17 protein-coding genes and 3 tRNA genes are annotated in these 21,768 nt (G+C 69.5%); 5 read left to right on the forward strand and 15 right to left on the reverse strand.

Translation table 11 applies throughout. The features are described from left to right. Positions 1-79 precede the first annotated feature (79 nt). Positions 80-1,183, reverse strand: a complete 1,104-nt coding sequence (locus AB0N66_RS32730; RefSeq protein WP_365441856.1) for a Glu/Leu/Phe/Val dehydrogenase dimerization domain-containing protein — start codon at positions 1,181-1,183, stop codon at positions 80-82. A gap of 247 nt (positions 1,184-1,430) precedes the next feature. On the opposite strand from AB0N66_RS32730, the gene AB0N66_RS32735 reads away from it, so the two are divergent. Both AB0N66_RS32735 and bldC read left to right on the forward strand, forming a co-directional pair. Continuing rightward, entirely contained in the window at positions 1,431-2,279 is an 849-nt protein-coding gene (locus AB0N66_RS32735; protein ID WP_365441858.1) for a hypothetical protein, read from the forward strand. A gap of 537 nt (positions 2,280-2,816) precedes the next feature. Then, positions 2,817-3,023, forward strand: coding sequence for a developmental transcriptional regulator BldC (gene bldC / locus AB0N66_RS32740; RefSeq protein WP_003949541.1), 207 nt, complete (start codon positions 2,817-2,819; stop codon positions 3,021-3,023). A 392-nt stretch (positions 3,024-3,415) separates the two neighbouring features. On the opposite strand, the gene AB0N66_RS32745 is transcribed toward bldC, so the two are convergent. The 3 genes from AB0N66_RS32745 to hrpA form a co-directional block, all read right to left on the reverse strand. Further along, positions 3,416-3,625 (reverse strand): DUF6274 family protein, encoded by a 210-nt coding sequence (locus AB0N66_RS32745; RefSeq protein ID WP_365441860.1) that lies wholly within the window; start codon positions 3,623-3,625, stop codon positions 3,416-3,418. A 337-nt stretch (positions 3,626-3,962) separates the two neighbouring features. After that, a tRNA-Asp gene (locus AB0N66_RS32750) sits at positions 3,963-4,037 on the reverse strand. Positions 4,038-4,133: 96 nt separating this feature from the next. Next, the gene (gene hrpA, locus AB0N66_RS32755; RefSeq protein ID WP_365441862.1) at positions 4,134-8,093 is read right to left on the reverse strand and encodes an ATP-dependent RNA helicase HrpA; all 3,960 of its coding nucleotides are present in this window, start codon (positions 8,091-8,093) and stop codon (positions 4,134-4,136) included. A gap of 135 nt (positions 8,094-8,228) precedes the next feature. On the opposite strand from hrpA, the gene AB0N66_RS32760 reads away from it, so the two are divergent. Further along, the gene (locus AB0N66_RS32760; RefSeq protein ID WP_365441994.1) at positions 8,229-9,281 is read left to right on the forward strand and encodes an ABC transporter permease; all 1,053 of its coding nucleotides are present in this window, start codon (positions 8,229-8,231) and stop codon (positions 9,279-9,281) included. A 52-nt stretch (positions 9,282-9,333) separates the two neighbouring features. Here AB0N66_RS32760 and AB0N66_RS32765 read toward each other — a convergent pair. The 11 genes from AB0N66_RS32765 to AB0N66_RS32815 all read right to left on the reverse strand — a co-directional run bounded on the left by AB0N66_RS32765 (position 9,334) and on the right by AB0N66_RS32815 (position 19,409). Next, positions 9,334-9,407 (reverse strand) — tRNA-Phe (locus AB0N66_RS32765). 24 nt (positions 9,408-9,431) lie between these two features. Next, positions 9,432-9,506, reverse strand: a tRNA-Asp gene (locus AB0N66_RS32770). Positions 9,507-9,716: 210 nt separating this feature from the next. Continuing rightward, positions 9,717-10,688: a hypothetical protein gene (locus AB0N66_RS32775; protein WP_365441864.1), complete on the reverse strand. Its 972-nt coding sequence runs from the start codon at positions 10,686-10,688 to the stop codon at positions 9,717-9,719. Positions 10,689-10,942: 254 nt separating this feature from the next. Next, positions 10,943-12,730, reverse strand: coding sequence for a TraM recognition domain-containing protein (locus AB0N66_RS32780; RefSeq protein ID WP_365441996.1), 1,788 nt, complete (start codon positions 12,728-12,730; stop codon positions 10,943-10,945). An 88-nt stretch (positions 12,731-12,818) separates the two neighbouring features. Continuing rightward, a complete protein-coding gene (locus tag AB0N66_RS32785) occupies positions 12,819-14,285 on the reverse strand; it encodes an ATP/GTP-binding protein (protein ID WP_365441998.1) in 1,467 nt (488 codons plus the stop codon). 230 nt (positions 14,286-14,515) lie between these two features. Beyond that, complete coding sequence (locus AB0N66_RS32790) at positions 14,516-16,012, reverse strand: SCO6880 family protein (RefSeq protein ID WP_365441866.1); 1,497 nt, start codon at positions 16,010-16,012, stop codon at positions 14,516-14,518. A gap of 155 nt (positions 16,013-16,167) precedes the next feature. Next, positions 16,168-17,343 (reverse strand): hypothetical protein, encoded by a 1,176-nt coding sequence (locus AB0N66_RS32795; RefSeq protein WP_365441868.1) that lies wholly within the window; start codon positions 17,341-17,343, stop codon positions 16,168-16,170. A 1-nt stretch (position 17,344) separates the two neighbouring features. Then, entirely contained in the window at positions 17,345-18,112 is a 768-nt protein-coding gene (locus tag AB0N66_RS32800) for a hypothetical protein (RefSeq protein WP_365441869.1), read from the reverse strand. Positions 18,113-18,139: 27 nt separating this feature from the next. Then, on the reverse strand, positions 18,140-18,454 hold the full coding sequence (locus tag AB0N66_RS32805) for a hypothetical protein (protein ID WP_365441871.1): 315 nt from the start codon (positions 18,452-18,454) through the stop codon (positions 18,140-18,142). A gap of 44 nt (positions 18,455-18,498) precedes the next feature. Beyond that, positions 18,499-18,801 (reverse strand): hypothetical protein, encoded by a 303-nt coding sequence (locus AB0N66_RS32810; RefSeq protein WP_365441873.1) that lies wholly within the window; start codon positions 18,799-18,801, stop codon positions 18,499-18,501. Then, on the reverse strand, positions 18,798-19,409 hold the full coding sequence (locus tag AB0N66_RS32815; protein ID WP_365441875.1) for a DUF6668 family protein: 612 nt from the start codon (positions 19,407-19,409) through the stop codon (positions 18,798-18,800). Before AB0N66_RS32815 ends, AB0N66_RS32810 begins: the two co-directional genes overlap by 4 nt. A 302-nt stretch (positions 19,410-19,711) precedes the next feature. On the opposite strand from AB0N66_RS32815, the gene AB0N66_RS32820 reads away from it, so the two are divergent. Both AB0N66_RS32820 and AB0N66_RS32825 read left to right on the forward strand, forming a co-directional pair. Next, positions 19,712-20,530, forward strand: coding sequence for a transglycosylase SLT domain-containing protein (locus AB0N66_RS32820; RefSeq protein ID WP_365441877.1), 819 nt, complete (start codon positions 19,712-19,714; stop codon positions 20,528-20,530). Positions 20,531-20,585: 55 nt separating this feature from the next. Further along, entirely contained in the window at positions 20,586-21,698 is a 1,113-nt protein-coding gene (locus AB0N66_RS32825) for a hypothetical protein (protein ID WP_365441879.1), read from the forward strand. Positions 21,699-21,768: the final 70 nt, after the last annotated feature.

The raw sequence follows: 21,768 nt of genomic DNA on the forward strand, positions 1-21,768 counted from the left end.
TTAACCTCTTCTTGGCGGGCGACCCGCCGACAGACGTGAGAGTTCTCTCCAACACCCGTCGGCGGGTACCTCTCAGACCTCAGCCGCGGCGGGCCTCGGCCATCCGCTGCTCGGCGATCCGGTCGGCCGCGGCGGCCGGCGGAATCCCGTCTTCCTTCGCACGTGCGAATATTGCCAGCGTGGTGTCGAAGATCCTCGCGGCCTTCGCCTTGCACCGCTCGAAGTCGAAACCGTGCAGCTCGTCGGCGACCTGGATGACGCCGCCCGCGTTCACGACGTAGTCCGGCGCGTAGAGGATCCCGCGGTCCGCGAGGTCCTTCTCGACGCCCGGGTGCGCCAGCTGGTTGTTGGCAGCGCCGCACACGATCTTCGCGGCGAGCACCGGCACGGAGTAGTCGCCCAGCGCCCCGCCGAGGGCGCAGGGGGCGTAGATGTCGAGTCCCCCGAAGGGATTGGCGCCGCGGATCAGCGCCTCGGTGTCCGCCGCCACCGCGACGGACGGGTGCTCGTCGACGATCCGCCGTACGGACTCGTCCCGCACGTCCGTGATCACGACCTGCGCGCCCTCGCCGAGCAGATGCCCCACGAGGTGGTGGCCCACCTTGCCGACGCCCGCGACGCCGACCGTGCGGCCGCGCAGCGACGGGTCGCCCCACAGGTGCTGGGCGCTCGCCCGCATGCCCTGGAAGACGCCGTAGGCCGTCAGCACGGACGAGTCGCCCGCGCCGCCGTTCTCCGGGGACCGCCCGGTCGTCCAGCGGCACTCGCGCGCCACCACGTCCATGTCGGCGACGTACGTACCGACGTCGCAGGCCGTGACGTACCGGCCGCCGAGGGAGGCCACGAACCGGCCGTACGCGAGAAGCAGTTCCTCGCTCTTGAGCGTCTCGGGGTCGCCGATGATGACGGCCTTGCCGCCGCCGTGGTCGAGACCGGCCATGGCGTTCTTGTACGACATCCCGCGGGCGAGGTTCAGGGCGTCGGCGACGGCCTCCGCCTCGCTCGCGTACGGGTAGAAGCGCGTACCGCCGAGGGCCGGGCCCAGGGCGGTGGAGTGGATGGCGATGACGGCCTTGAGGCCGGTGGAGCGGTCCTGGCAGAGCACTACTTGCTCATGACCGCCCTGGTCCGAGTGGAACAGGGTGTGCAGTACATCAGCATGAGCGCCGGATACGTCGGTCACGGTGGTGACTCCAAGGTAATAAGCGGCGGTTGACGTGCGGGTCCCGTACGGGTGGCGGGCTCCCGTGGGCATGAGACTAGAGCCTGGACGGGGCCGCGATCCGCGCAGTGTTCAGGATCACCCTCCGCCGGGTTACGTTCCTCCTCGGCCGTGGCACGATTTGCAGTGGTTTCCCGGTCTCGTGTGCGTGGGTTGAGCGGGTTTCGAGCCCGGGTTTCACGTCCGGCCGGTTGGGGAGGGAGCAGGCGTGCCCAAGGTGTCCTCGGTGATCGTCCCGTACGCGACCTATCTGCGCGTGTACGAGCCGCTGGCCGCCTTCCCGGAGCCGGAGCGCGGCCACTGGGCGCGGTACGCCCGCCGCCCCGAGCGCCCCTCGTACCAGGACGAACTGCGCCGCTCCCTGGCCGACTTGCTGCCCACCCCGCCGGTCGCCGTGCCGGTGCACGAGAGCGGCGACGCGTTCGTGGTGGAGGTCGACGGGGTGGTCTGTGTGTGCCCCTGGCGCACCCGGCTGCGCGGCTGGCAGGCCCTGGGCGAGCTGGGCGAGGAATTGCCCGAGCCGGTCCTGGACGCGGTCCTGCCCCCGCTCGTACGCCGTCAGGCGGCCCTGGACTACGAACGCTGGCTGGAGCGCAACCCCGATGCCCGCCCGTGGATCCGCACGGCGACCTGGCAGGTGCCGCTGAACTGGTTCGTGCTCGTCTCCGACGAGGAGCGGCTGTACGAGAAGGGCGCGGGGCCCGACGGGGCCGCGCCGGCGCTGCGTTACCGGACGCCGATGGTGCAGGCGCGGCGGCGGACGGCGCGGGCCCTGAAGACGCTGAAGGACACGATCCAGGACGGACCGCTCATCGACGGTCTGCTGGAGGTGGGGCGCTGGCTGGAGGAGTTCCACCCGCGCTCGCTGGTCGAGCTGGACTACGGCGGGCTCGTGCACGTCCTGCCCGCCGGGGAGCTCGAGGGCGACCACTCGGCCGCGGACGTCCACGAGGGCATCGAGGCGCTGCGCACCGGGGACGGGGCCGCCGCGGGTGAGGCGTACGGGCGGCTCGTGGAACGCTGGCGGTCGGTGCGCGACCGGCAGTCCGCGAACTGACGTACCGTCGGCGCTCCGGCGTGTGCTGCCGTCACATGCCGGACGACTACCGCGTCGTGACGCACTGAAGACCCTTGGCTACGGGACGTAAGTCCTGATCCGGGCTTTTGCGTCAATGGCGTGCCAAGCGTGACGGATGGCACTTTCCTGGCCCTTGCGCCCCTTACCCCTCCTCGTGTCAAAATAGGACAAGGAGCCCGGGGGAGGGCTCCGTCCGCCCACGTATGGGTGGAATCTCAGCATTGCACGCTATGGGGGGTCTGGTGACTCCTGATCGCCCTGTGACTGATCGTCACAGCGGCGTGACTGTCCGCTATGGCATGGTCCATCGGCTTCCGTCGCTGATGAACACCTGGGAGGGCAATTCCATCGGTTTGGCCGACGTGGCTGGACGGATGGTGTAGTTGTAGTGCCGAGGACAAGCCGTTCGTCCTATAACCGACTCGGCCCGCGTCCGCCATTTCGGGCAACGCGGGTCAAGGTGCAGAATTTAGAGGAATGAACCGAGAAGGTTCGGTTCTCCCGAGGAGGCCGCTCATGACCGCTCGCACCCCTGATGCCGAGCCGCTGCTGACCCCGGCTGAGGTCGCCACGATGTTCCGCGTGGACCCGAAGACGGTCACGCGGTGGGCGAAGGCCGGCAAGCTTACGTCCATCCGCACGCTCGGCGGGCACCGCCGCTATCGCGAAGCTGAGGTGCGCGCGCTACTCGCGGGTATCCCGCAGCAGCGCAGCGAGGCCTGAACAAGCGCATAGCCGGGCATTTCGGCAGGACCCCCAATCTGCCGTTGCGCCCGAACCACAGCTCCAAGCGACGCGGGCCCTGCCCCAACGGGACCCACGCCCGACCCAATTACACAAGCGACAAGGGTGCGTCGTAGATCGCGCTGGACTCCGCCGGGTCCAGCGCGATCTTTTTTGTGCGCTGGATGTGGGTCTCGTGGCGGGTCTGTGAGTGGGCTTGTCGGAGTCTGGGGAGGGCTGTCGGATCTGCTGTGGGTGGCCCTCGCAGGCTGGTGCAATTGCACATATTAAATTGACCAGTTGTAGGTGAGGTGTAAGTTGCGCTGTTTCAAAAACTTATGCGGTGACACCCGTCACATGCCAGAGTCCTTGTCGCCCACTCTGCTTCTGCGCTAAGGGAGTTGGGGCCCCGCGGAGGCTTCGTCCTCGGCGGCGCCCTCGACGCCCTCAGTGTCCTCCTCGCCGTACGGGGCCGGTTCCATGGCCAGCCGCAGCAGCCGGTGGCAGATCGGGCAGTGGCGCGTCAGGTGGCGGTACTCGGAGGCGGCCGCCAGGTGGGCGCGGAGCAGAGCGCGCGTCTCGTGCCGGGCGGTTGCCGCCATGTGCACCTCCAGGAGGCCTCACGAGGGCAAGAGGCCTGGTTTCTGGGTACCGGCGGAATGTGACGACGTCAAGACATACGAAGCGACCTCGGGGCGTACGCGGCAAGGTCGAGGCATGCGAAAGGCCCGGAGCCGAAGCTCCGGGCCTCTGAACGCGAAGGGCCCCGCATCCGGCGAGAATGCGGGGCACTTCATTCACTGCGGTCCTGACGGGATTTGCTGCATCCGATTGCGGCTGCGCCGCGGGCGCGGCCTCCGCCTCGACGGGGTGGTGAGGGGCTTCGCCGGCATGACAAGAGGGCCCGCACCTTGTCGGCGCGGGCCCTCTTGTTCACTGCGGTCCTGACGGGATTTGAACCCGCGGCCTCCACCTTGACAGGGTGGCGAGCACTCCAAGCTGCTCCACAGGACCAGGTTTCGCAACCACTTGTCGGTGCGCTGGGCTGCGAAAAGAGACTGTACAGGAGGGGCGGCCCCGGGGTCGAACTCACCCACCGTAGATACGCCGTTACGGGGCCAGCGCGTCGATCGCCTTCACGATGCGCTTGTCGGAGACGGGGTACGCCGTGCCGAGCGCGTGGGCGAAATAGCTGACGCGGAGCTCCTCGATCATCCAGCGGATGTCCAGGACCTGCTGGGGGACCGGCCGGCCCTGCGGAAGCTGCTCCAGGAGCCAGGCGTACTCGTCCTGCATCTCGTGGACCTTCTCCATGCGGGAGGTGTCCCGCTGGACGTTCGTCGGCATCTGCTGGAGGCGGCGGTCGGCCGCGACCAGATAGCGCATCAGGTCCGGGAGCCGGCGCAGCCCCGTCCCGGTGACGAAGCCGGGCTTCACGAGGCCGTTCAACTGCGTCCGTACGTCCGTGAGGTTCGCGAGCAGCGTCGGGCTCCGGGTGCCCTTCAGACGGCCCTCACAGGCCTGCCAGGCGGCGAGGATCTGCTGCACCTGGCCGACCGTGCGGACCGTCGTGTCGACGATCTCGGCGCGCACCTTCTCGTAGAGCTTCCGGTACGACTCCTCGTCCCACGCCGGGCCCCCGAAGTCCCCGATCAGCTTGTCGGCCGCCGCCGTCGCGCAGTCCTCGAAGAGGGCCTGGACGGAGCCGTGCGGGTTCGCGGACAGGGCGATCTTCTGGACGTTGGTCAGCTTGTCCGAGGCGAACTTGCCCGGGTTCACCGGGATGTTGCGCAGGATCAGCCGCCGCGTGCCCTTCCACATCGCCTGCGCCTGCTCGGCCTCCGTGTCGAAGAGGCGTACGGAGACGGAGTCGCCGTCGTCCACCAGCGCCGGATACGCCTTGACCGGCTGACCGGCCCGGCGCGTCTCGAAGACCCGCGTGAGCGAGCCGATCGTCCAGTCGGTCAGGCCCTTGCGCTCCAGGGACTCCCCGCCCTCGCGCTCCGCCGTCGCCGCCGCGGCCTGCGAGATCGCCTGGCGCGCCTTCGGCTTCAACTGGAGCTGGAGAGCCGCCAGATCCTTGTCCTCGGCGAGCTTGCGGCGCCGCTCGTCGACGATCCGGAAGGTGATCCTCAGGTGGTCCGGGACCCGGGACCAGTCGAAGTCGTCGGCGCTCACCGGAACACCGACCATGCGCTTCAGCTCGCGCGCCATCGTCACCGGCAGCGGCTCCTGGAGGGGCACGGCCCGCTCCAGGAACTTCGTCGCGTAGTTCGGGGCGGGCACGTAGTGGCGCCGGATCGGCTTGGGGAGGGAGCGGATGAGCTCCGTCACGACCTCTTCCCTGAGCCCCGGGATCTGCCAGTCGAAGCCCTCGTCGGTGACCTGGTTCAGGACGTGCAGCGGGATGTGGACGGTGACGCCGTCCGCGTCCGCGCCCGGCTCGAACTGGTAGGTGACACGGAACTTGAGGGGACCCTGACGCCACGAGTCGGGGTAGTCGTCCTTGCTGACGTCTCCCGCCCGCTCGTTGATGAGCATCGACCGCTCGAAGTCGAGGAGTTCGGGCTCCTCGTGCCGCTGGTGCTTCCACCAGGAGTCGAAGTGCGCGCCGGACACCACGTGTTCGGGCACCCGCTGGTCGTAGAAGTCGAAGAGCGTCTCGTCGTCGACGAGGATGTCGCGGCGCCGCGCCCGGTGCTCCAACTCCTCGACCTCGGTGAGGAGTCGGCGGTTGTCGGCGAAGAACTTGTGGTGCGTACGCCAGTCACCCTCGACGAGCGCGTTGCGGATGAAAAGCTCGCGGCTGGCCTCCGGGTCGATCCGCCCGTAGTTGACCTTGCGCTGGGCGACGATCGGTACGCCGTACAGCGTGACCTTCTCGAACGCCATCACCGCGGCCTGGTCCTTCTCCCAGTGCGGTTCGCTGTACGTCCGCTTGAGGAGATGCTCGGCGAGCGGCTCGACCCACTCGGGCTCGATCCGCGCGTTGACGCGGGCCCACAGCCGTGAGGTCTCCACCAGCTCGGCGGACATCACGAAACGCGGGGGCTTCTTGAAGAGGGCCGAGCCCGGGAAGATCGCGAACTTGGCGCTGCGGGCGCCCAGATACTCGTTCTTCGCGCCCTCCTTCACGTCCTTCATGCCGATGTGGGAGAGGAGACCGGCGAGCAGGGAGACGTGGACGCTCTGGCCGGAGGCGTCGTCCTCGTTCGGATGGATGCCCATCTGTTTGGCGACGGTCCGCAACTGCGTGTAGATGTCCTGCCATTCGCGGATGCGCAGGAAGTTCAGGTACTCCTGCTTGCACATCCGGCGGAACGCGGAGGAGCCGCGCTCCTTCTGCTGCTCGCGGACGTACCGCCACAGGTTCAGATACGCGAGGAAGTCCGACGTCTCGTCCCTGAAGCGGGCGTGCTGCTGGTCCGCCTGCGCCTGCTTCTCGGCGGGGCGCTCGCGCGGGTCCTGAATGGACAGCGCGGCGGCGATGACCATGACCTCGCGCGCGCAGCCGTTCTTGTCGGCCTCCAGGACCATCCGGGCCAGGCGCGGGTCCACCGGGAGCTGGGCGAGCTTGCGGCCGCTCTCCGTGAGCCGCTTGCGCGGGTCCTGCTGGGCCGGGTCCAACGCGCCGAGTTCCTGGAGGAGTTGGACGCCGTCGCGGATGTTGCGGTGGTCCGGCGGGTCGATGAAGGGGAACTTCTCGATGTCGCCGAGACCGGCCGCGGTCATCTGGAGGATGACGGAGGCGAGGTTCGTACGGAGGATCTCGGCATCGGTGAACTCCGGGCGGGCGAGGAAGTCGTCCTCGGAGTACAGGCGGATGCAGATGCCGTCGGACGTACGGCCGCAGCGGCCCTTGCGCTGGTTGGCGCTGGCCTGCGAGACCGGCTCGATGGGCAGCCGCTGGACCTTGGTGCGGTGGCTGTATCTGGAGATACGGGCGGTGCCCGGGTCGATGACGAACTTGATGCCCGGGACGGTGAGCGAGGTCTCGGCGACGTTGGTCGCCAGAACGATCCTGCGCCCGGTGTGCTGCTGGAAGACGCGGTTCTGCTCGGCGTGCGAGAGGCGTGCGTAGAGGGGGAGGACCTCGGTGAAGCGGTAGTTCTTCTTCGTGATCGCGTCCGCGGTGTCGCGGATCTCGCGCTCTCCCGACAGGAAGACGAGGATGTCGCCCTTGCCCTCGCCCTGGAGCTCCTCGACGGCGTCGCAGATCGCGGTGATCTGGTCGCGGTCCCCTTCCTCACCTTCGGCGGACTCGCCCTCCTCTTCAAGGAGCGGGCGGTAGCGGACCTCCACGGGGTACGTACGGCCGCTGACCTCGACGATCGGCGCTTCGCCGAAGTGGCGGGAGAAGCGCTCGGGGTCGATGGTCGCGGAGGTGATGACGACCTTCAGGTCGGGCCGCTTGGGCAGCAGCTGGGCCAGGTATCCCAGCAGGAAGTCGATGTTGAGCGACCGCTCGTGGGCCTCGTCGATGATGATCGTGTCGTACGCGCGCAGCTCGCGGTCCGTCTGGATCTCGGCGAGCAGGATGCCGTCGGTCATGAGCTTGACGAAGGTGCCGTCCGGGTTCACCTGGTCGGTGAAGCGGACCTTCCAGCCGACGGCCTCGCCCAGCGGCACGTCGAGCTCGTCCGCCACGCGTTCGGCGACGGTACGGGCGGCGATACGGCGGGGCTGGGTGTGCCCGATCATGCCGCGGACGCCACGGCCGAGCTCCATACAGATCTTGGGGATCTGGGTGGTCTTACCGGAACCGGTCTCGCCGGCGACGATGACGACCTGGTGATCACGGATGGCCGCCGCGATGTCGTCCTTCTTCTGGCTCACCGGGAGCTGCTCGGGATACGTGATCGCGGGCACGCGAGCGCGGCGCTCGGCCATCCGGGCCGCGGCCTTGGTGACCTCCGCGTCGATCTCGGCGAGCACGGCGGACCGGGCTTCGGGCTTGCGGATCTTGCGCGCGCCTTCGAGCCTGCGCCCGAGCCGCTGCGCGTCGCGCAGGGACAGCTCGGTCAGGCGGGCGGCGAGATCGCCGAGTGCGGGGGCAGGGTGCGTAGACATACGCCGTCCAGGATCTCACCTCGGCGAAATGACTGGCGAACGCTTTTGCGTGCTGGACACCCGCCGGGAACGCCGTCGGCCGTCCTCGCGGAGAAATATCGCTTACGTGGCTCTAGCTTGGGCGGTATGTCCGAGATGCCGCACGGTGCCCATGGTCGGCCGCCCACCCGTCGTGAGCGGTGGGCCGCCTTCAAGGAGTCGCCCTTCCTGCCCGCGACCGTCCTCGTGCTGATCATCACCGTGGCGGCGGGCCTCTTCGCGGGCTCATACACGTACACCATGGCCAATCCGACACCCCGTCACGTGCCGACGGCGGTGGTGGGGGGAGTTGACGAGGTGCAGGGCAAGGGATTCGTCGAAGGGATGGAGAAGGCGCTCGACGCCTCGCTGAAGATCCATACGTACGACAGCCGGGCGGCGGCCGTGCGGGCGGTGGACGAACAGAAGGTCTTCGCGATTCTTGAGGTGCGGGAGTCGGGGCGGGCGGTCACGCTCGACGTCTCCGGGGCGTCCGGGGCCTCGGTCGCGGAACTGCTGGAGGAGGCCGCGCCGGCCGTTGGGAAGGCGACGGGAGTCGCGGTGACCGTCACGGACATCAAGCCCCTGCAGAAGGGCGACCCGCGAGGCCTGGCGATCTTCTACATCTCGCTCGCGGCCGTGATCATCGGTTTCGTCGGCGCGACCCAGCTCAGCGTGAACGCGCGGGCGCTGAACCCGCTGGAACGGATCGCGTTCACGGTCGTGTACGCCCTGCTCGGCGGGTTCACGATCGCGGCGGTAGTGGACTGGCTGCTCGGCGCCCTCGATCTGCCGTTCGTCGAGTCCTGGCTGATCCTCGCGTTCACCATGTTCACGTCGGGCATGGTGTTCACGATGTTCAACACCCTCTTCGGGCGCTGGGCGATGATCCCCACCTGGGGCCTGATGGTCATCCTCGGCAACCCGTCCTCGGGCGGCGCCGTCTCCTGGCCCCTCCTTCCGTCCGTGCTCGGCCTCATCGGCCGCTGGCTGCCGCCCGGCGCCTCCGTCAACGCCCAGCACACGGCGGTGTACTTCGCCGGCTACCAGCACTGGTTCCCGTTCCTGGTCCTCGCCGGGTGGGCCCTGGTGTCCTGCGCGGTGTTCCTGACGTGGCGGCACCGGCACCCCGGGGGGCGGACGGCCGTGGCGGCGCACGCCTCGGGCTGAACGGCCCGGGAACGACGAAGACCCCGTCCAGCGGACGGGGTCTTCGGGGAGGTGGCTGGGGCCGGGATCGAACCGGCGACCTATCGCTTTTCAGGCGATCGCTCGTACCAACTGAGCTACCCAGCCACGAAGTTCCTTGCGGAACTTCAGCGGTCCTGACGGGATTTGAACCCGCGGCCTCCACCTTGACAGGGTGGCGAGCACTCCAAGCTGCTCCACAGGACCAAGCTGTTGTGTGCGGCTGCGTAAGACAGTGTCGCACACGGTTTTGCGTGCCCCCAATTGGCGCACACGCAGATGGTTGCAGGTCTGACCAGCGGTGTCCAATCGGTATCGGGTGACTCGTGACGGAGGCACTTTTCGGGCACCGCGGCCGGGAGAGCTTGCTCACAGCGCGGCTGATCGCTCGTGTGCGCCGCCTTCGGAGAGCCGTCGTCAGAAGCGTCTGTCGGCGTCGTTGCCGGCCAGTCGCCTCCGTAACATCTCGAACTCGACGTCCGGCGTGTACTCGGGTTCCCCGCCGTCGTTCCGGACGAGCCGGGTGAGCGTCCCTCCGTGCCACCAGTACACGTCCGGGCTGACCGGGCCCGCGGCGTCCTTGAAGTTGGCGGCGGCGAAGACGGTCATGCCGTAGAGCGTCGGGAGCAGGGTGGCGTCCTGGACGGTGCCGATGGGGCGGAGCACCAGTTGGTGGCGGTTCGGCATGGCCACCAGGGCTCCGTCCGGACCGAGGTCGCGCCCGGTGAGGTCCCGGGCGAGCTCGTCCGTCGCCAGGACACGGCTGGAGGTGAAGAAGGAGTCCCCGGTCACCACGTCGAAGCTCATCTCCTGTGGACCATGAAGAACCGTGTGGCATTCCACCGGAAGCTCACGGAGGTTGCGCAGCGCACGGATCCGCAGATCGACGACGCCGCCCAGCGGTTCCAGCAGGTCGTCGGGGAGCGTCATCACACTCTCGTGCAGGTCCAGGGCGAGGACCTCGCACAGGCCGGGCGCGACGACGCGGGCATGGACGTACCGGGCGGGGTTCGGCTCGACGATGTCCCGCGCGACCACCCAGGGGCGCAGCCGGGCGAGGATCTGGTCGGCCGTGAGGAGGTCCAGCGGGGACGGTCCGTCCAGCACCCGCACCAGGCGGCCGACGTGTCCGCGGATCAGCTGCGGCCACCACCGCCGTCCGCGGGGGTCGTTGTGGCAGATCGCCGCGATGTTGCCCAGACCGAACTGGCGTCCCGCGCTGTCGCTCACCGCGCCCGCGTGGAGGGTGACCTCCAGCCCCTGCTCGGCGAAGGCCTCACGGACCTGTGCCCGGAAATGCGCGGCCTCGTCGACGGAGAAGAAGCCGTACTCGGTGTCACGGGAGACGTCACGCCGGTCACGTTCCGGCGAACGGCGAAAGATCCACATGAGGCGGCCTTTCCGGTCGGGTCGATGACGGTGATCGAGTCCCTTGCTGTCAGGGCACAACGTCGGCTGTCGCGAGAGGGTTCAAAGGGTCCGGCCGCGCACACGCCGCCTCGCCGGAAGGCGTACGACGCCTTGGAAGAGGCGTTCGGAGGCGGCGGCGTTCCGTTTCGCGCCGGGCGGCCGGGCCGCTGCCCCAGCGCCGGCCCGCGCCAAAGCCGCCGCCGGCCGATCCCCTACGGCACCTCGGAGAAGCCCTACGCGTCGGTGCCCTTCCGTAGGGTCACCGCTTCCCGTTGCCATCTGGACAGGCCGTCGGTGATCCGGGCCCCGGGGGTTCCCGCCCATGACCGGGCCGCCCGCTCGGTGATGGCGGCCACCTCCGCTTTGGCCGCCGCCGAGATCGGGCCCGCATTGGGCTCCTTGTACCAGGGGCGCAGGCGGATCAGAGCGGGGCGTACGCCGGTGGCCAGGAGCAGGGCGGTGCCCTTGGGCAGGGCGCGGATCTTGTCCGCGGGCAGCACCGGGTCCAGCCGGTAGGAGTACGAGCGGGAGGTGCCTTCCTTGCTCCGGGAGATCGACGGGGTGCGGATGTCCTGGTTGCCGACGAGCTTGGAGATCTTCTCGACGAAGTCGGCGTCGTCCAGGCCGGCGCCGAGGAGTTTGATCGTGGCCGCGCTCCACAGGGCGTCCATGCCCGCCTCGCCCCACACCCGGCTGCCCTGGCGGTAGCTCTGGAGCAGGGTGACGACGTTGATCCCGCGTGAGCCGAGGTGGCTGTAGAGGTCGGGCAGGTCGGAGATGCGGCAGACGTTGGCGGCCTCGTCGAGGACGGCGGTCATCGGCGGGTCCAGCCGGCCGCCGGTGCGCTCGGCGGCGACCACGCCCGCGCGCAGTGTCGCGTCGGCGAGGCCCGCGATCACGCCCGCGGCCGAACCGCCGCCGTCCTTGGACAGCAGGTAGAGGGTGTCCCGGCCGAGCACATGCACGTCCGGCCTGAACTGCGGAAGGCTCGGGTCGGGCGTCACCCACCTGACGATCTCCGGGTCGAGCAGGCAGGCCACGCACTGCCGGGCGGTCTCGTAGATGCCGTCGCGGGTCTCGACCGCGCCGCGGACCGTGCCCTGCAACTGCTCTGCCATGGCGACCATGTTGACGTCACGCAGCAGGTCCACCGGCGTGCGGTCGGCGGGGTCGGCGAGCCAGGCCAGCAGGTCGAGGACGGAGGCCTCGCCGCGGGCCGCCGCGAGGAACAGGGCGGTGAGGGTGTTCTGGGCCGCGGAGATCCAGAAGTCCTTCTTGGACTGGTCGTCGTTGACGGAGGCCACGAAGTGCCCGGCCAGCCGGCGGGCGCCCTCGATGGTGTGGCAGTCGGCGAGGATGTCCCACCACATCTCGCGCGGCGCGTGGGCGATGCCCTGCGGGTCGAAGGTCCACACGGTGCCGGCCTTCTCGCGTTCGGCGCGCGTGACGGCGTACACATCGGACTTGTTGGAGGTCAGCAGCACCGCCCCCTGCGCGCGCAGGACGCGGGGGACGGCGATGCCCGTGGACTTGCCGGCGCGCGGGGCCATCAGGTCGAGCTCGACGTCCTCGTAGGAGGAGCGCAGTTCGGGGCCGCTCGGGGCGAGGTCGCCGAGGAGGTTGCCGGTCTCGTCGGGGTGGAGGTGCTCCCGGCCCTTGAGCGAGGGGCGCAGCTCGCGGGCGCGGGCCGCGATGCCGTCCGGTCCCATGGCGGCCAACTCCCGCCGCCCGGCGAGGCCCTTGGGCCGGGACAGGTGGCGCATCACCTGGCGCACGGCCAGGAGGACGAGTGCCAGGAACGTGCCGAAGACCAGGCCGATCCCGGCCAGCACGCCGGTCGGTGAGGCGCCCGGCCAAAGCGTTGCCGGGCCTTCGGTGACGAAGGTGCCGAACGTCGTCAGGGTGAACGGCGGGGGGTTCCAGCCCGAGCCGGTCACGGTGGCGGCCAGTGTTCCGCCGAGCCAGACGCCCGCGAACGTCGTCATGAACCCGCCGGCCACCAGCACGATCGCCCACGGCATCAGTTCACTGGCGTACGTCTGGCCTCTGGGTGAGTTGGCTGTCACGGGGAGAACCTCCTGGCCTCGACCGCGTTCGTGGTCACGCGGTTCACCTTCTGTCCGTTGCCGTTTTGGAGAGGTCGGGGAGATGTCCGTACGGGTCGTCGGGGATGTGCTCGAACCCGCCTTCGTTGGCCGGCTTGTTCGCCACCCAGCGCTTGTTCGTGTCGTGCAGGTGCCGTTCGGTGTCGGTGATGGCGACCTGGATAGGGATGCCGGGCCGGCCACCGACCTTGATCAGGAAACGGCCGCGGCCCGGCGGCTCCTCGCGGTCCCCGTGCGCGGCCCAGCCGGGCGGCGATGACCAGGAGGAGACCAGGTTGATCTCCCGGCGGGACAGGCCCACGATCTGGCCCAGCTCCTCCATCTCCTGGCGCGGCAGCCCGGCGACCACCACCATGCCGGCGCGTTCGACGAAGCCGCGCGCCTTGACACGGTCGGTGTCGCTGCCCAGCGACTCGGCGTCCTTCAGGGTGTGGGTGATCTTGGCGTCGCCCAGGCCGAGGCTGCGGTTGAGGCGGGTCAGGGCGTCGATGCGGTCGACGATGCCCGAGGCGGCGCGCAGCGGCCGCCACAGCTCGTCGAGCACGGTGAAGAACCAGCGCCGGGGCGCGAGTCCGGCGTCCGCGAGGGCGTGCGAGGCGGCCACCGTGCCGAGACCGTCGGACCACGAGGCCAGCATCGCCGCCGCGGTGAGCTGGGTGTCGGCCTCGCCGATCCGGGAGATGTCCATGCACACCGCGGACGAGTTGAGGTTGATGCGGGTGGACGTCTCGGAGGCGAAGGTGTCGCCCAGCGGCCCGTCGAGGATGCCGAGGAGCGAGCGGTGCAGCGGGTCGACGGCGTCGCGGTAGCGGCTCTCGTCCCCGCGGTCCAGGGTCACCGCCCGCACCCGGTCAGGACCTTCGACGAGGATCCGTACCAGGTCGCCCAGCAGCGGCGCGCGGTCCGGCGGGGTGCGCTCGCGCAGATGGTGCAGGGCCGCGGACAGTACGGACTGCTCGTGGTCGTCCATGGGGCGGTCGCGCACGATGGTGATGAGCGCGGCGACCATGTTGAGGACGCGGCCGTGGGTCTCGGCGTGCAGCACCCGTCCGGCCTCGCCGCCGATACGCCGGGCGGCGGCGCCCATCGCGCCGGGGTCCAGGACGTTGATGCCGCCCATACCGCGCCCGATGGAGATGACCTGGCCGCCAAGGGCGCGCACGGTGTCGGCGTAGTCGGGCTTGAGGTCGCCCAGGACCATCGGCACGACGCCGGTCGCGGCCAGGCCGATCAGCATGCGGTTGATCAGGGTGGACTTGCCCAGGCCCGGCATGCCGAGCATGAACAGGGAGGGGTTGGAGATGTAGTGGGCGCGAGTGAACCAGGACAGCGGGTCGCCGCAGACGGTTGCCCCGGTGTAGAGGTGCTGGCCCAGTGGGACGCCGGTCATGGGCGCGCCCGAGCCCGCCGCGAACGGCCACAGTCCGCACGCCTGGACGGTGGTGGCCCGCCACATCGTCGGCGGGTCCATGTTGGCGACCTGGCCGCCGCCGGGTCCGTACCAGCCGCGCGAGGGCGCCAGTTTCTCCTTCTCCTCCGGGGGCTCGGAGCCGGGCTTCTTCCTGGCCTCCGCCTGCGCCTTCTTCTTGTTGTTCTTGCTGTCCTTCTTGGGGTTGAGGTCCGGGCCCTCGTCCTTGTACGTGATCGGGGCGTCGTCGTCCTCGTAGGCGGTCCTGCCCTTGTCGCGCGTGTTCTTGGTCCTCACAGTGCTTCCTTCAGTTCGCGCGGCACCAGGGTGTGCTCCCACGGGAGGATTCCGACCGGCAGCGTGCAGCTGAACGCCGCCGCCTGCATGCGGTCGGCCGGGCGCATCAACAGCCGTGCTCCGGCCAGCAGGTTGCGCACTGTCACGTTCGCGTCCTCCAGGTCGGCGTCGGAGTCGACCGTGACCGTGACCATCAGCGAGAACTCCACGAGGCCCGCGCCGGTGGCCTCCTCCACCGCCGTCTGCTCGGCGGCGCGCACCTCGTTGGCCGCACGCGCTTGCACCATGCCGCGCTTGGAGGTCGCCATGAACTGCGCGGCCCGCCGGTCGGACTCGACGATGCGCGCCGAGGTCGCCGGGTCGATGGGCCGGTACAGCAGCGCCACCCGCTTGCGGCGGGTGCCGGGCGCGTCCTCCAGCAGACCGCGCAGCACCTGCGCGCGCACTGTGCCGCGCGGCGCGAGGGTGAGCATCCAGGTCCGCGAGACTCCCGAGTCGTGCTGGTAGGCGTTGACCTTCTCGACGGCCGCCGAGGGGCCGGCGTCTTCCCATTCCAGGCCGGTGCCGCCGTGCAGGGCGCGGGCTTCCAGGACATCCGCCGCCACGGCGGGGTCGTAGGCCACGCGTACGACTTCGGCGATGCGCTCGGCCGACAAGGGGGACGCGGGGCCGCCGCCCGCGCCCACCACTCCCGCCAGCAGGCCGGGGATGCGGATGGCCAGGTCGGTGAGGATGTCCTCGGTCCTGCGCTTCTGGCCCGGCGGCATGCCGTAGGTCAGCGCGAGGTAGGTGTGCATCTCCGACGACGCGCTCGGATACCGCTGCACGACCTCCTCCATCACGGCCCGCGCGGCAGGCGGGGCGTCGGGGGTGATGCGCGGCAGCACCTCGTTGGCGAGCCGGGTGCCGGTGTCGGGGGCGGTCTCCACCACCACGGAGGCCCCGCGCAGACCCGGTTCGCTGGACAGCCGGGCCAGCCACTGGCCCCATGACGCCACCCAGTTGTCTATCTGGTCGGGGTCGACCAGGGATCCACCGTCGGGTTCGCAGCCCAGGACGATGGTGTACAGGTTGCGGCTGCGGTGGTGCACCACGCCGAACGGCTGGTCGTAGGCGTCCCTGCCCTCGATGACCTTGACCCGGCTGAGCAGTCCCGGCGGACGGAACTTGCCGCCGGGGCGTTGGGACAGCGGACCGGAGATATAGGCGTTCGACCCTTTGGCCTTGCGCCGGAACCAGCTGATGCGCACGGCGAAGAGCTGGTAGACGTTGCGCCCGTCCTGCGTGCGCACGGCCAGCGGCAGCATGAAGAAGACCTGGAGCACGAGCACGGCGACCGTGAGTTGCAGTGAGACCAGCGACATCATCAGGTCGAAGACGAGTCCGCCGAACAGTCCGATGGTGCCGAGGAGACCGAACGGCCCGAAGCCGGCTCGCCTGGGCCTGCGCCAGTTCCCGTATGTGGGGTCGACGGCAGCGGCTTGGGTGGACATGGGTTACCTGTTTCCCTTCCGTTGGGTGGAACTGGGGTACGGCGCGGGCGAGTTGAGATGTGCCCCGGTGTGTCCGGGGGCGCGGCCCCGGCCGCACATGCCGTGCGGCCGGAGCGTCCAGGGGGAGGCCCACGCCGTACCCGACCTGGTGACGGTCAGTTGCCGTCTCCGCCGGCGCCCTCGACCCCGCTCTTGGCGACGTCCGTGATTCCTTTGCCGACCTTCCCCGCCACTTCCGCGGCCATGACCATCGCGGCGAGGGCGGGGCTTGCCGCTCCGGCCGCCTTGCCGGCGCCGCCGCCCCCTCCTCCTCCTGTCGAGGACCCGCCGCTCTTCGAAGCGCCTCCGCCGCCGCCTCCTCCGCCGCCACCGCCTCCCTCCTGGCTCGAACCGGAGGGGCTACTTCCGTTGGCGCCCGAGGGTCCCGAGGAGCCGCCGCCTCCGTTTCTGCCGGCCGAGTCGGCCAGGGACTTCGCTCCGGAGGCCAGGCCCCCGGCGACGCCCATGGTGGCGCTCCCGACCGAGTCGCCGCCGAGGGCGGCGGTCGCCGGGACGATCAGTCTCAGCAGTGCCGGCAGGGCGACGGCCGACAGCAGCAGCAGGCCCATTCCGGCGATCTGTGTGTCGACGTCGCTGTGGGACTCCGACGAGTCGACCATGATGGCGCCGGAGTACAGCACGAGGGCGACCGTCGGCTTGTACAGCAGCCAGGCGGTCAGCCAGCCGATGTGCTTGCGCCACCAGCTGCCGCCCCAGTCCGTCATCGACGCGGCGGCGGCCATCGGGAGCGTGCCCATCAGGACGATCATCACGCCGAGCCGGATCCACATCAGGAGCGCGTGGATGATGCCGGAGATGATGAGCAGGCACCCGACGACCAGCAGCAGCATGTCCGGAATGTTGCCGTTGCAGTTGATGCCCTCCATCAGGTTGAGGAGGCTGCCTCGGAGGAGGTAAGTGGAGTACCGGTCCATGAGGTCGACGAACGTGCCGATCACGGCGGTCGCGGCCGTACTGACCAGAATGACGCGCAGGATGCCCTTGAGGGCGGTCCCGCCCGAGTCGCCCTTCCGGTCCAGGGCCATCTTGGCGGCGGCGAAGAGGATCGAGCCGCAGGCGAGGTATGTGGTGATCCACCGCGTCTGGTCGCTGATCTTGCCCGACGCGGCCTCGTTGGTCGAGGAGATGTCCCCCACGGACTGGAAGATCCCGATGGCGCCCTGAATGATGATCTTTGCCACCATGTTGATCATGGTGCCGATGGGGTCGCCGAACATCCCGAGGAAGTCGAGACCGCCGTTACATCCGTCGCCTGCCGCGGCCAGGAACATCTCACGCCTCCCACATGATGAAGCCATTGGGCGTCGCCTGTTTCACGGACGAGTAGAGAGACCCGTCATCCAGGAGCGCCACCTTCCAGTCGCCGTCCCGCCAGCGAACGGACACCGACGTCGACAGGTAGCCGCCCATGGGATTGGTGACGAGCAGCCGTACGGTCGCGGAGTCGTCCGTGTACGACTCCACGGAGAAGCCGGTGAACCTTCCGACGGCGTTCTCCCGCGGGTTCGTCTCCTCGGCCTCGGCCTTGCTGGTGACGAAACTGTCGCGCGACTTCCCGGGCACGATCTGCTGCTCCGCGACGATGCGCCAGGAGACGCCGCTCAACTGGACGGGAATGACGTGCGCCGCCAGCACGGCCCCGGTGGGCGTGTGGGCGAAGCACCACCACATGGTGGCGTCGGTGTGGAGAGGGCCTGCCGATGGTGAGGTGGGCGCCATCATGGTGACGAGCTGGCGCCACTTCACGTCTGTCGGCGCCGCGGTGGGCCGGGCCGTGTCCCCGTCGTCGGTACGACAGTTCTCCGGCCGGCCGCCCGGCCCCGTCCGGACCCGCTGCGGATCGTCGGGAGACAGCGGGCCACCGAGCCCGTCGAGGGTCTCCCGGTTGCTCGCGGCGACTTCGCCGCTCGGGGGGTTGACCACGAGGGCCACCAACGACATGACCACGAAAAAGCCCAGGAAAAGGGCCGAGTTGATCCAGCCTCGCTGTTTGTAGAAAGGCCCGACAACCGGGTCTCTTTTTCGCATGGTGCCGAGCACGTCGATGGCCTCTCCTGTGATCGGGCTCTACGGGAAGAGGAAGTCGACTATGGGCCCCGCGGTGGACACGAGGACGCAGCCGCCCAGCACCATGCCGAGGCGGCTGAAGTGCTCGGAGCTCTCTCCGCGCTTCATGGACACGGCCATCATGATTCCGGTGATGAGGACGCCCGCCACTCCGGCGACGGTGCCGGCCCAAGCGGCGATACCCAGTACGACGTTGACCGCGTCGGCGAGCTTGTCCGGGGCTCCCGAGGTGGGCTGGGGGACAGCTGAGGCGGTCTCGCCGTCGGCCAGGTAATTGTGTCCGGCGACGGAGAGCGAGAGCAGGGTGTCCTTCATGATCTTCTCCAGGTATTGCGGCTGTTAGGGGATTTGTTCGGCTGTCAGAGAATTGGCACCAGTATGAAATTGACGAGCGGTCCGGCGGAGGTGCCGAGGACGCAGGCGCCAACGACGAAGAACGCCCCTCTGAAATAGGTCGCCCCCTCGCCCATTTCGCCGCGGCGTAGCTGCATGGCCATCTGGAGGCCCACGATCATCAGGCCCGCGACAGAAGCGGCCGACACGACCCAGGTGAGGATGCCGAGCAGATCGGCGGCCTCGGTTCCCGGGTTGAAGGAACCGTTGGGGGTGAATGCGTCGGGGTCGATGTCCGCCCTGAAGATCTCTGCGACCGAGAGGATCACCGCGATCTCCTCGTCTTTCCGGCCGGGGCCGCGATACGCCGTGCCAGCGCCCGTACCGCCCTGGGCAGTTGCTCGACCTCGTCGCCGAGGCGCCAGGCCGGCACCCACGGAACGCGGTGCACCTCGGCCGCCGAACGCAGCACGCGCACACGCCTGCCGAGCGCGCGCGGCAGCGATCCCGGCGCGTCGGCGACCAGGACGATGGCGACGAGCTCCACTCCGGCGGGGTGGTCTCCCTTACGAAGTGCGTTCAGGGCGTGGGACGCCGCCCGCATGCCCGTGTTGTGCGTACGTGCCACCAGCAGCACCTGGCCGGGTTCGCCCTTGGCCGGGTCGGGCCACCGGTGGCCGATGTCCGCGCCGCCCAGCACCCGCGCGAGCGTGCTCGCCCCGGCCCCGCCGTGCGTGGTGACCCAGGCGATCCGTTGGCCCTGATGCCGCGCCGGTGAACTCCCCGCCGGCGCGGGGGGTTTGGGCAGCGCGGTCCGGACCGACGGCCGTGAGGGCCTGGTCGGTGCGGTGGGTGCGGTGGGTGCGGTCGGCGCCGGCGCGGCCCGGTATCCGGTCGGTGCCGTCGGTGCCGTCGGTGCCGTCGGAGCCACAGGCATCGGCGTGTGGTGTGCCGGCGGTGCTGTCTGTGCCGGTGGCGCAGCCTGTTGTGCGGTCGGTCCCCGGACCCACATCTGCGAGCCGGCGGACGGTGCCGAAGGGACGCCCATGCGCATCCACCCCTTCCCTCGTGTCGCGTACTGCGACGGATCCCGGATTGAACTGTTGGACCGTCGTGTCCGTTGCGGCGTGCGTGTCCGCGGTGATCCGTCGGGCAGCGACTACGGGAAATCGGGCGACCTGGTTCAAGGGAGCCCGGGGACGCATGTTCGGCAGGCGAAGGCAAGGGGTGTGACGGGTAGTGGGCGCAAGTGGTGGCGGGGAAGGGGAGAGTTCCTCCGACGCCGGGAAGAACACCGTCTACATAGCCGCCGGTATCGGCACGGGGGCCTTCGGCTGCCTCATCGCGCCCCTGCTCTTCCTGCTCCTCCTCGCCGGGACGATCGTCGTCTGCGCCCTCGGCTGGATCTTCTGGCCCATCGTGCTGCTCTGCGAGATCGGCATCCTGGACTGTGACGGAGGCGGTGGCGGCGGTGGCAGTGCTGTGGACACCGACCAGGTCGTGGCGGCGTTCAACAGCGACGGCAAGGGGGCGCTGAAGGAGGGGGCGGTGCCCGTGGATTACCTCTCGCGCATCCAGGACGCCGGGGTGGAGTGCAAGCAGATCGGCGCCATCGTGATCGTTTCGCAGATCCAGCTGGAGTCGCAGTTCAACCCGAAACTGGTCGGTCCCGACGGCAAAGAGGGCATCTCCCAGCTGCCGCCGGACAAGTTCAAGGAGTTCGGCAAGGACGACGACGACAACGACAAGACCTCGGCCCTGGACGCCGCCGACTCGATCATGGCCCAGGGCAGGTACATGTGCTCGCTGGCCAAGGAGATCGACACCCTCATCGCCAACAACGAGGTCGCTGGCAACAGCCTGGACATGACCCTTGCGGCGTACACGGTCGGTCTGGACGCCGTCAAGCAGGCGAAGGGCGTACCCAAGACCGACAAGGCGCAGAGCTACGTCATCGGCGTCAGGTCGTCGTTCGCCCTGTACTCCGAGTCCGTCGACCTGGGGGACGACGAGGAGTACCCGAGCCTCAGCCCGCGTCCGACGCCCAGCACCACCTGACCACTTGACCAGCAGACCAGCAGACCAGCAGACCAGCACAGCAAGGAGGCACGACGTGTTCAGCAAGCGCATCCGTCAGGACCGACAGGACGACAACACACAGGACGACGACGCAGGGAACGACTACGCACGGGACGACACCGCGCCGACGGCGTCCCCCTTCGATGTGCTCATCAATCACGACGGCAGTGCGGCGGTGGACGGTGAACCTCTCCGGGTGCCGGAGGGCGAACCGGTGCATGTCGTCGTACTCGACATGATGCACCGTCACGCGGAGGACCTGGGCGTGCCCGTCGAGGCGGTGATCTTCGACAGGCCGGGGGGCGAAGTCACCCTCGTCGAGGTCGCACCCGACGGTTCGAGTCGGGTCCTGCTTCACGAGAAACACGACGAGACGCCGGCGGCGGAGCCCCGGTCGGTTGCTCCGCCGCCAACTTCCGCCCCAGCTACGGGCGTTGTTCCGCCGCAGGTCATGGACTCGCCTCCGGTCGCTGTTCGCTCGCAGGTCATGGACCCGCCTCCGGTTGCTGTTCCGCCTCCGGTCACGGCCCCGCCTCCGGTGGCTGTTCGGCCGACCGGACCGCCGCCCGTCGAAGCCGGGCGCCCGTCGGTCCACGCGCCTTCCCGCTCCGGCGGGACGCACCCCGCGATGGTGGACGAGCCGGTTCCGGACGCGGTCCCGCAGGCCGTGCCGGACGAACTCGCCGAACTCGTCGCGCTCGTCCGCCACTCCGTGGACGCCGGCGCACTGGAACAGGCGGCGGCGCTCGCCTTCCGGCTGCGGGAACACACCGCGCGCGCCTTCGGCCGCGAACACCCCTACACACTTGAGGCCCACGCCCTGGAGGCGTTCGTCGCCCACCGGAGCGACAACCACCGCCTCGCCGCGGCCACTTGTATCGAACTCGCCCGGATCCGCCACCGGCAGGGCGACCCCCGGGTGCGGGAGGAGCTGACCCGGGCGGCCGCCGCGTGGCTGTTGGTCGAGGACGTGCCGTCCGCCGTCGAGCACGGCCGCGCCCTGCTCGCCGTACTGCTCGCCGTGTCGTCCACACGTGGGGAACAGGGCGGCCGGACCGTGGTGGACGCCGCGTTGCCGCGGCTCGTCAATCGCCGTATGCGCGCCCTCACCGACGCGTCGGACACCCGCGTAACCGGCGCGGCCTGAGAGGAAAAGCCCAGCTCAACCTGGTGACAGCGGCGGGGAAGCCCTGGTTGGGGTGACCCCGCCGCTACGG

It is taken from the genome of Streptomyces sp. NPDC093544 (genome assembly GCF_040683495.1).
Lineage (GTDB): Bacteria > Actinomycetota > Actinomycetes > Streptomycetales > Streptomycetaceae > Streptomyces.

What these genes read in the sequence shown, in the direction of transcription:
- AB0N66_RS32805 (WP_365441871.1), bottom strand. Translation starts at nt 18,454, where the DNA reads ATGAAGGACACCCTGCTCTCGCTCTCCGTCGCCGGACACAATTACCTG.
- AB0N66_RS32775 (WP_365441864.1), bottom strand. Translation starts at nt 10,688, where the DNA reads ATGTGGATCTTTCGCCGTTCGCCGGAACGTGACCGGCGTGACGTCTCC.
- AB0N66_RS32780 (WP_365441996.1), bottom strand. Translation starts at nt 12,730, where the DNA reads ATGCCGTGGGCGATCGTGCTGGTGGCCGGCGGGTTCATGACGACGTTC.
- AB0N66_RS32785 (WP_365441998.1), bottom strand. Translation starts at nt 14,285, where the DNA reads ATGGACCCGCCGACGATGTGGCGGGCCACCACCGTCCAGGCGTGCGGA.
- AB0N66_RS32760 (WP_365441994.1), top strand. Translation starts at nt 8,229, where the DNA reads ATGCCGCACGGTGCCCATGGTCGGCCGCCCACCCGTCGTGAGCGGTGG.
- AB0N66_RS32815 (WP_365441875.1), bottom strand. Translation starts at nt 19,409, where the DNA reads ATGCCTGTGGCTCCGACGGCACCGACGGCACCGACGGCACCGACCGGA.
- AB0N66_RS32795 (WP_365441868.1), bottom strand. Translation starts at nt 17,343, where the DNA reads ATGTTCCTGGCCGCGGCAGGCGACGGATGTAACGGCGGTCTCGACTTC.
- AB0N66_RS32790 (WP_365441866.1), bottom strand. Translation starts at nt 16,012, where the DNA reads ATGTCCACCCAAGCCGCTGCCGTCGACCCCACATACGGGAACTGGCGC.
- AB0N66_RS32745 (WP_365441860.1), bottom strand. Translation starts at nt 3,625, where the DNA reads ATGGCGGCAACCGCCCGGCACGAGACGCGCGCTCTGCTCCGCGCCCAC.
- bldC (WP_003949541.1), top strand. Translation starts at nt 2,817, where the DNA reads ATGACCGCTCGCACCCCTGATGCCGAGCCGCTGCTGACCCCGGCTGAG.
- hrpA (WP_365441862.1), bottom strand. Translation starts at nt 8,093, where the DNA reads ATGTCTACGCACCCTGCCCCCGCACTCGGCGATCTCGCCGCCCGCCTG.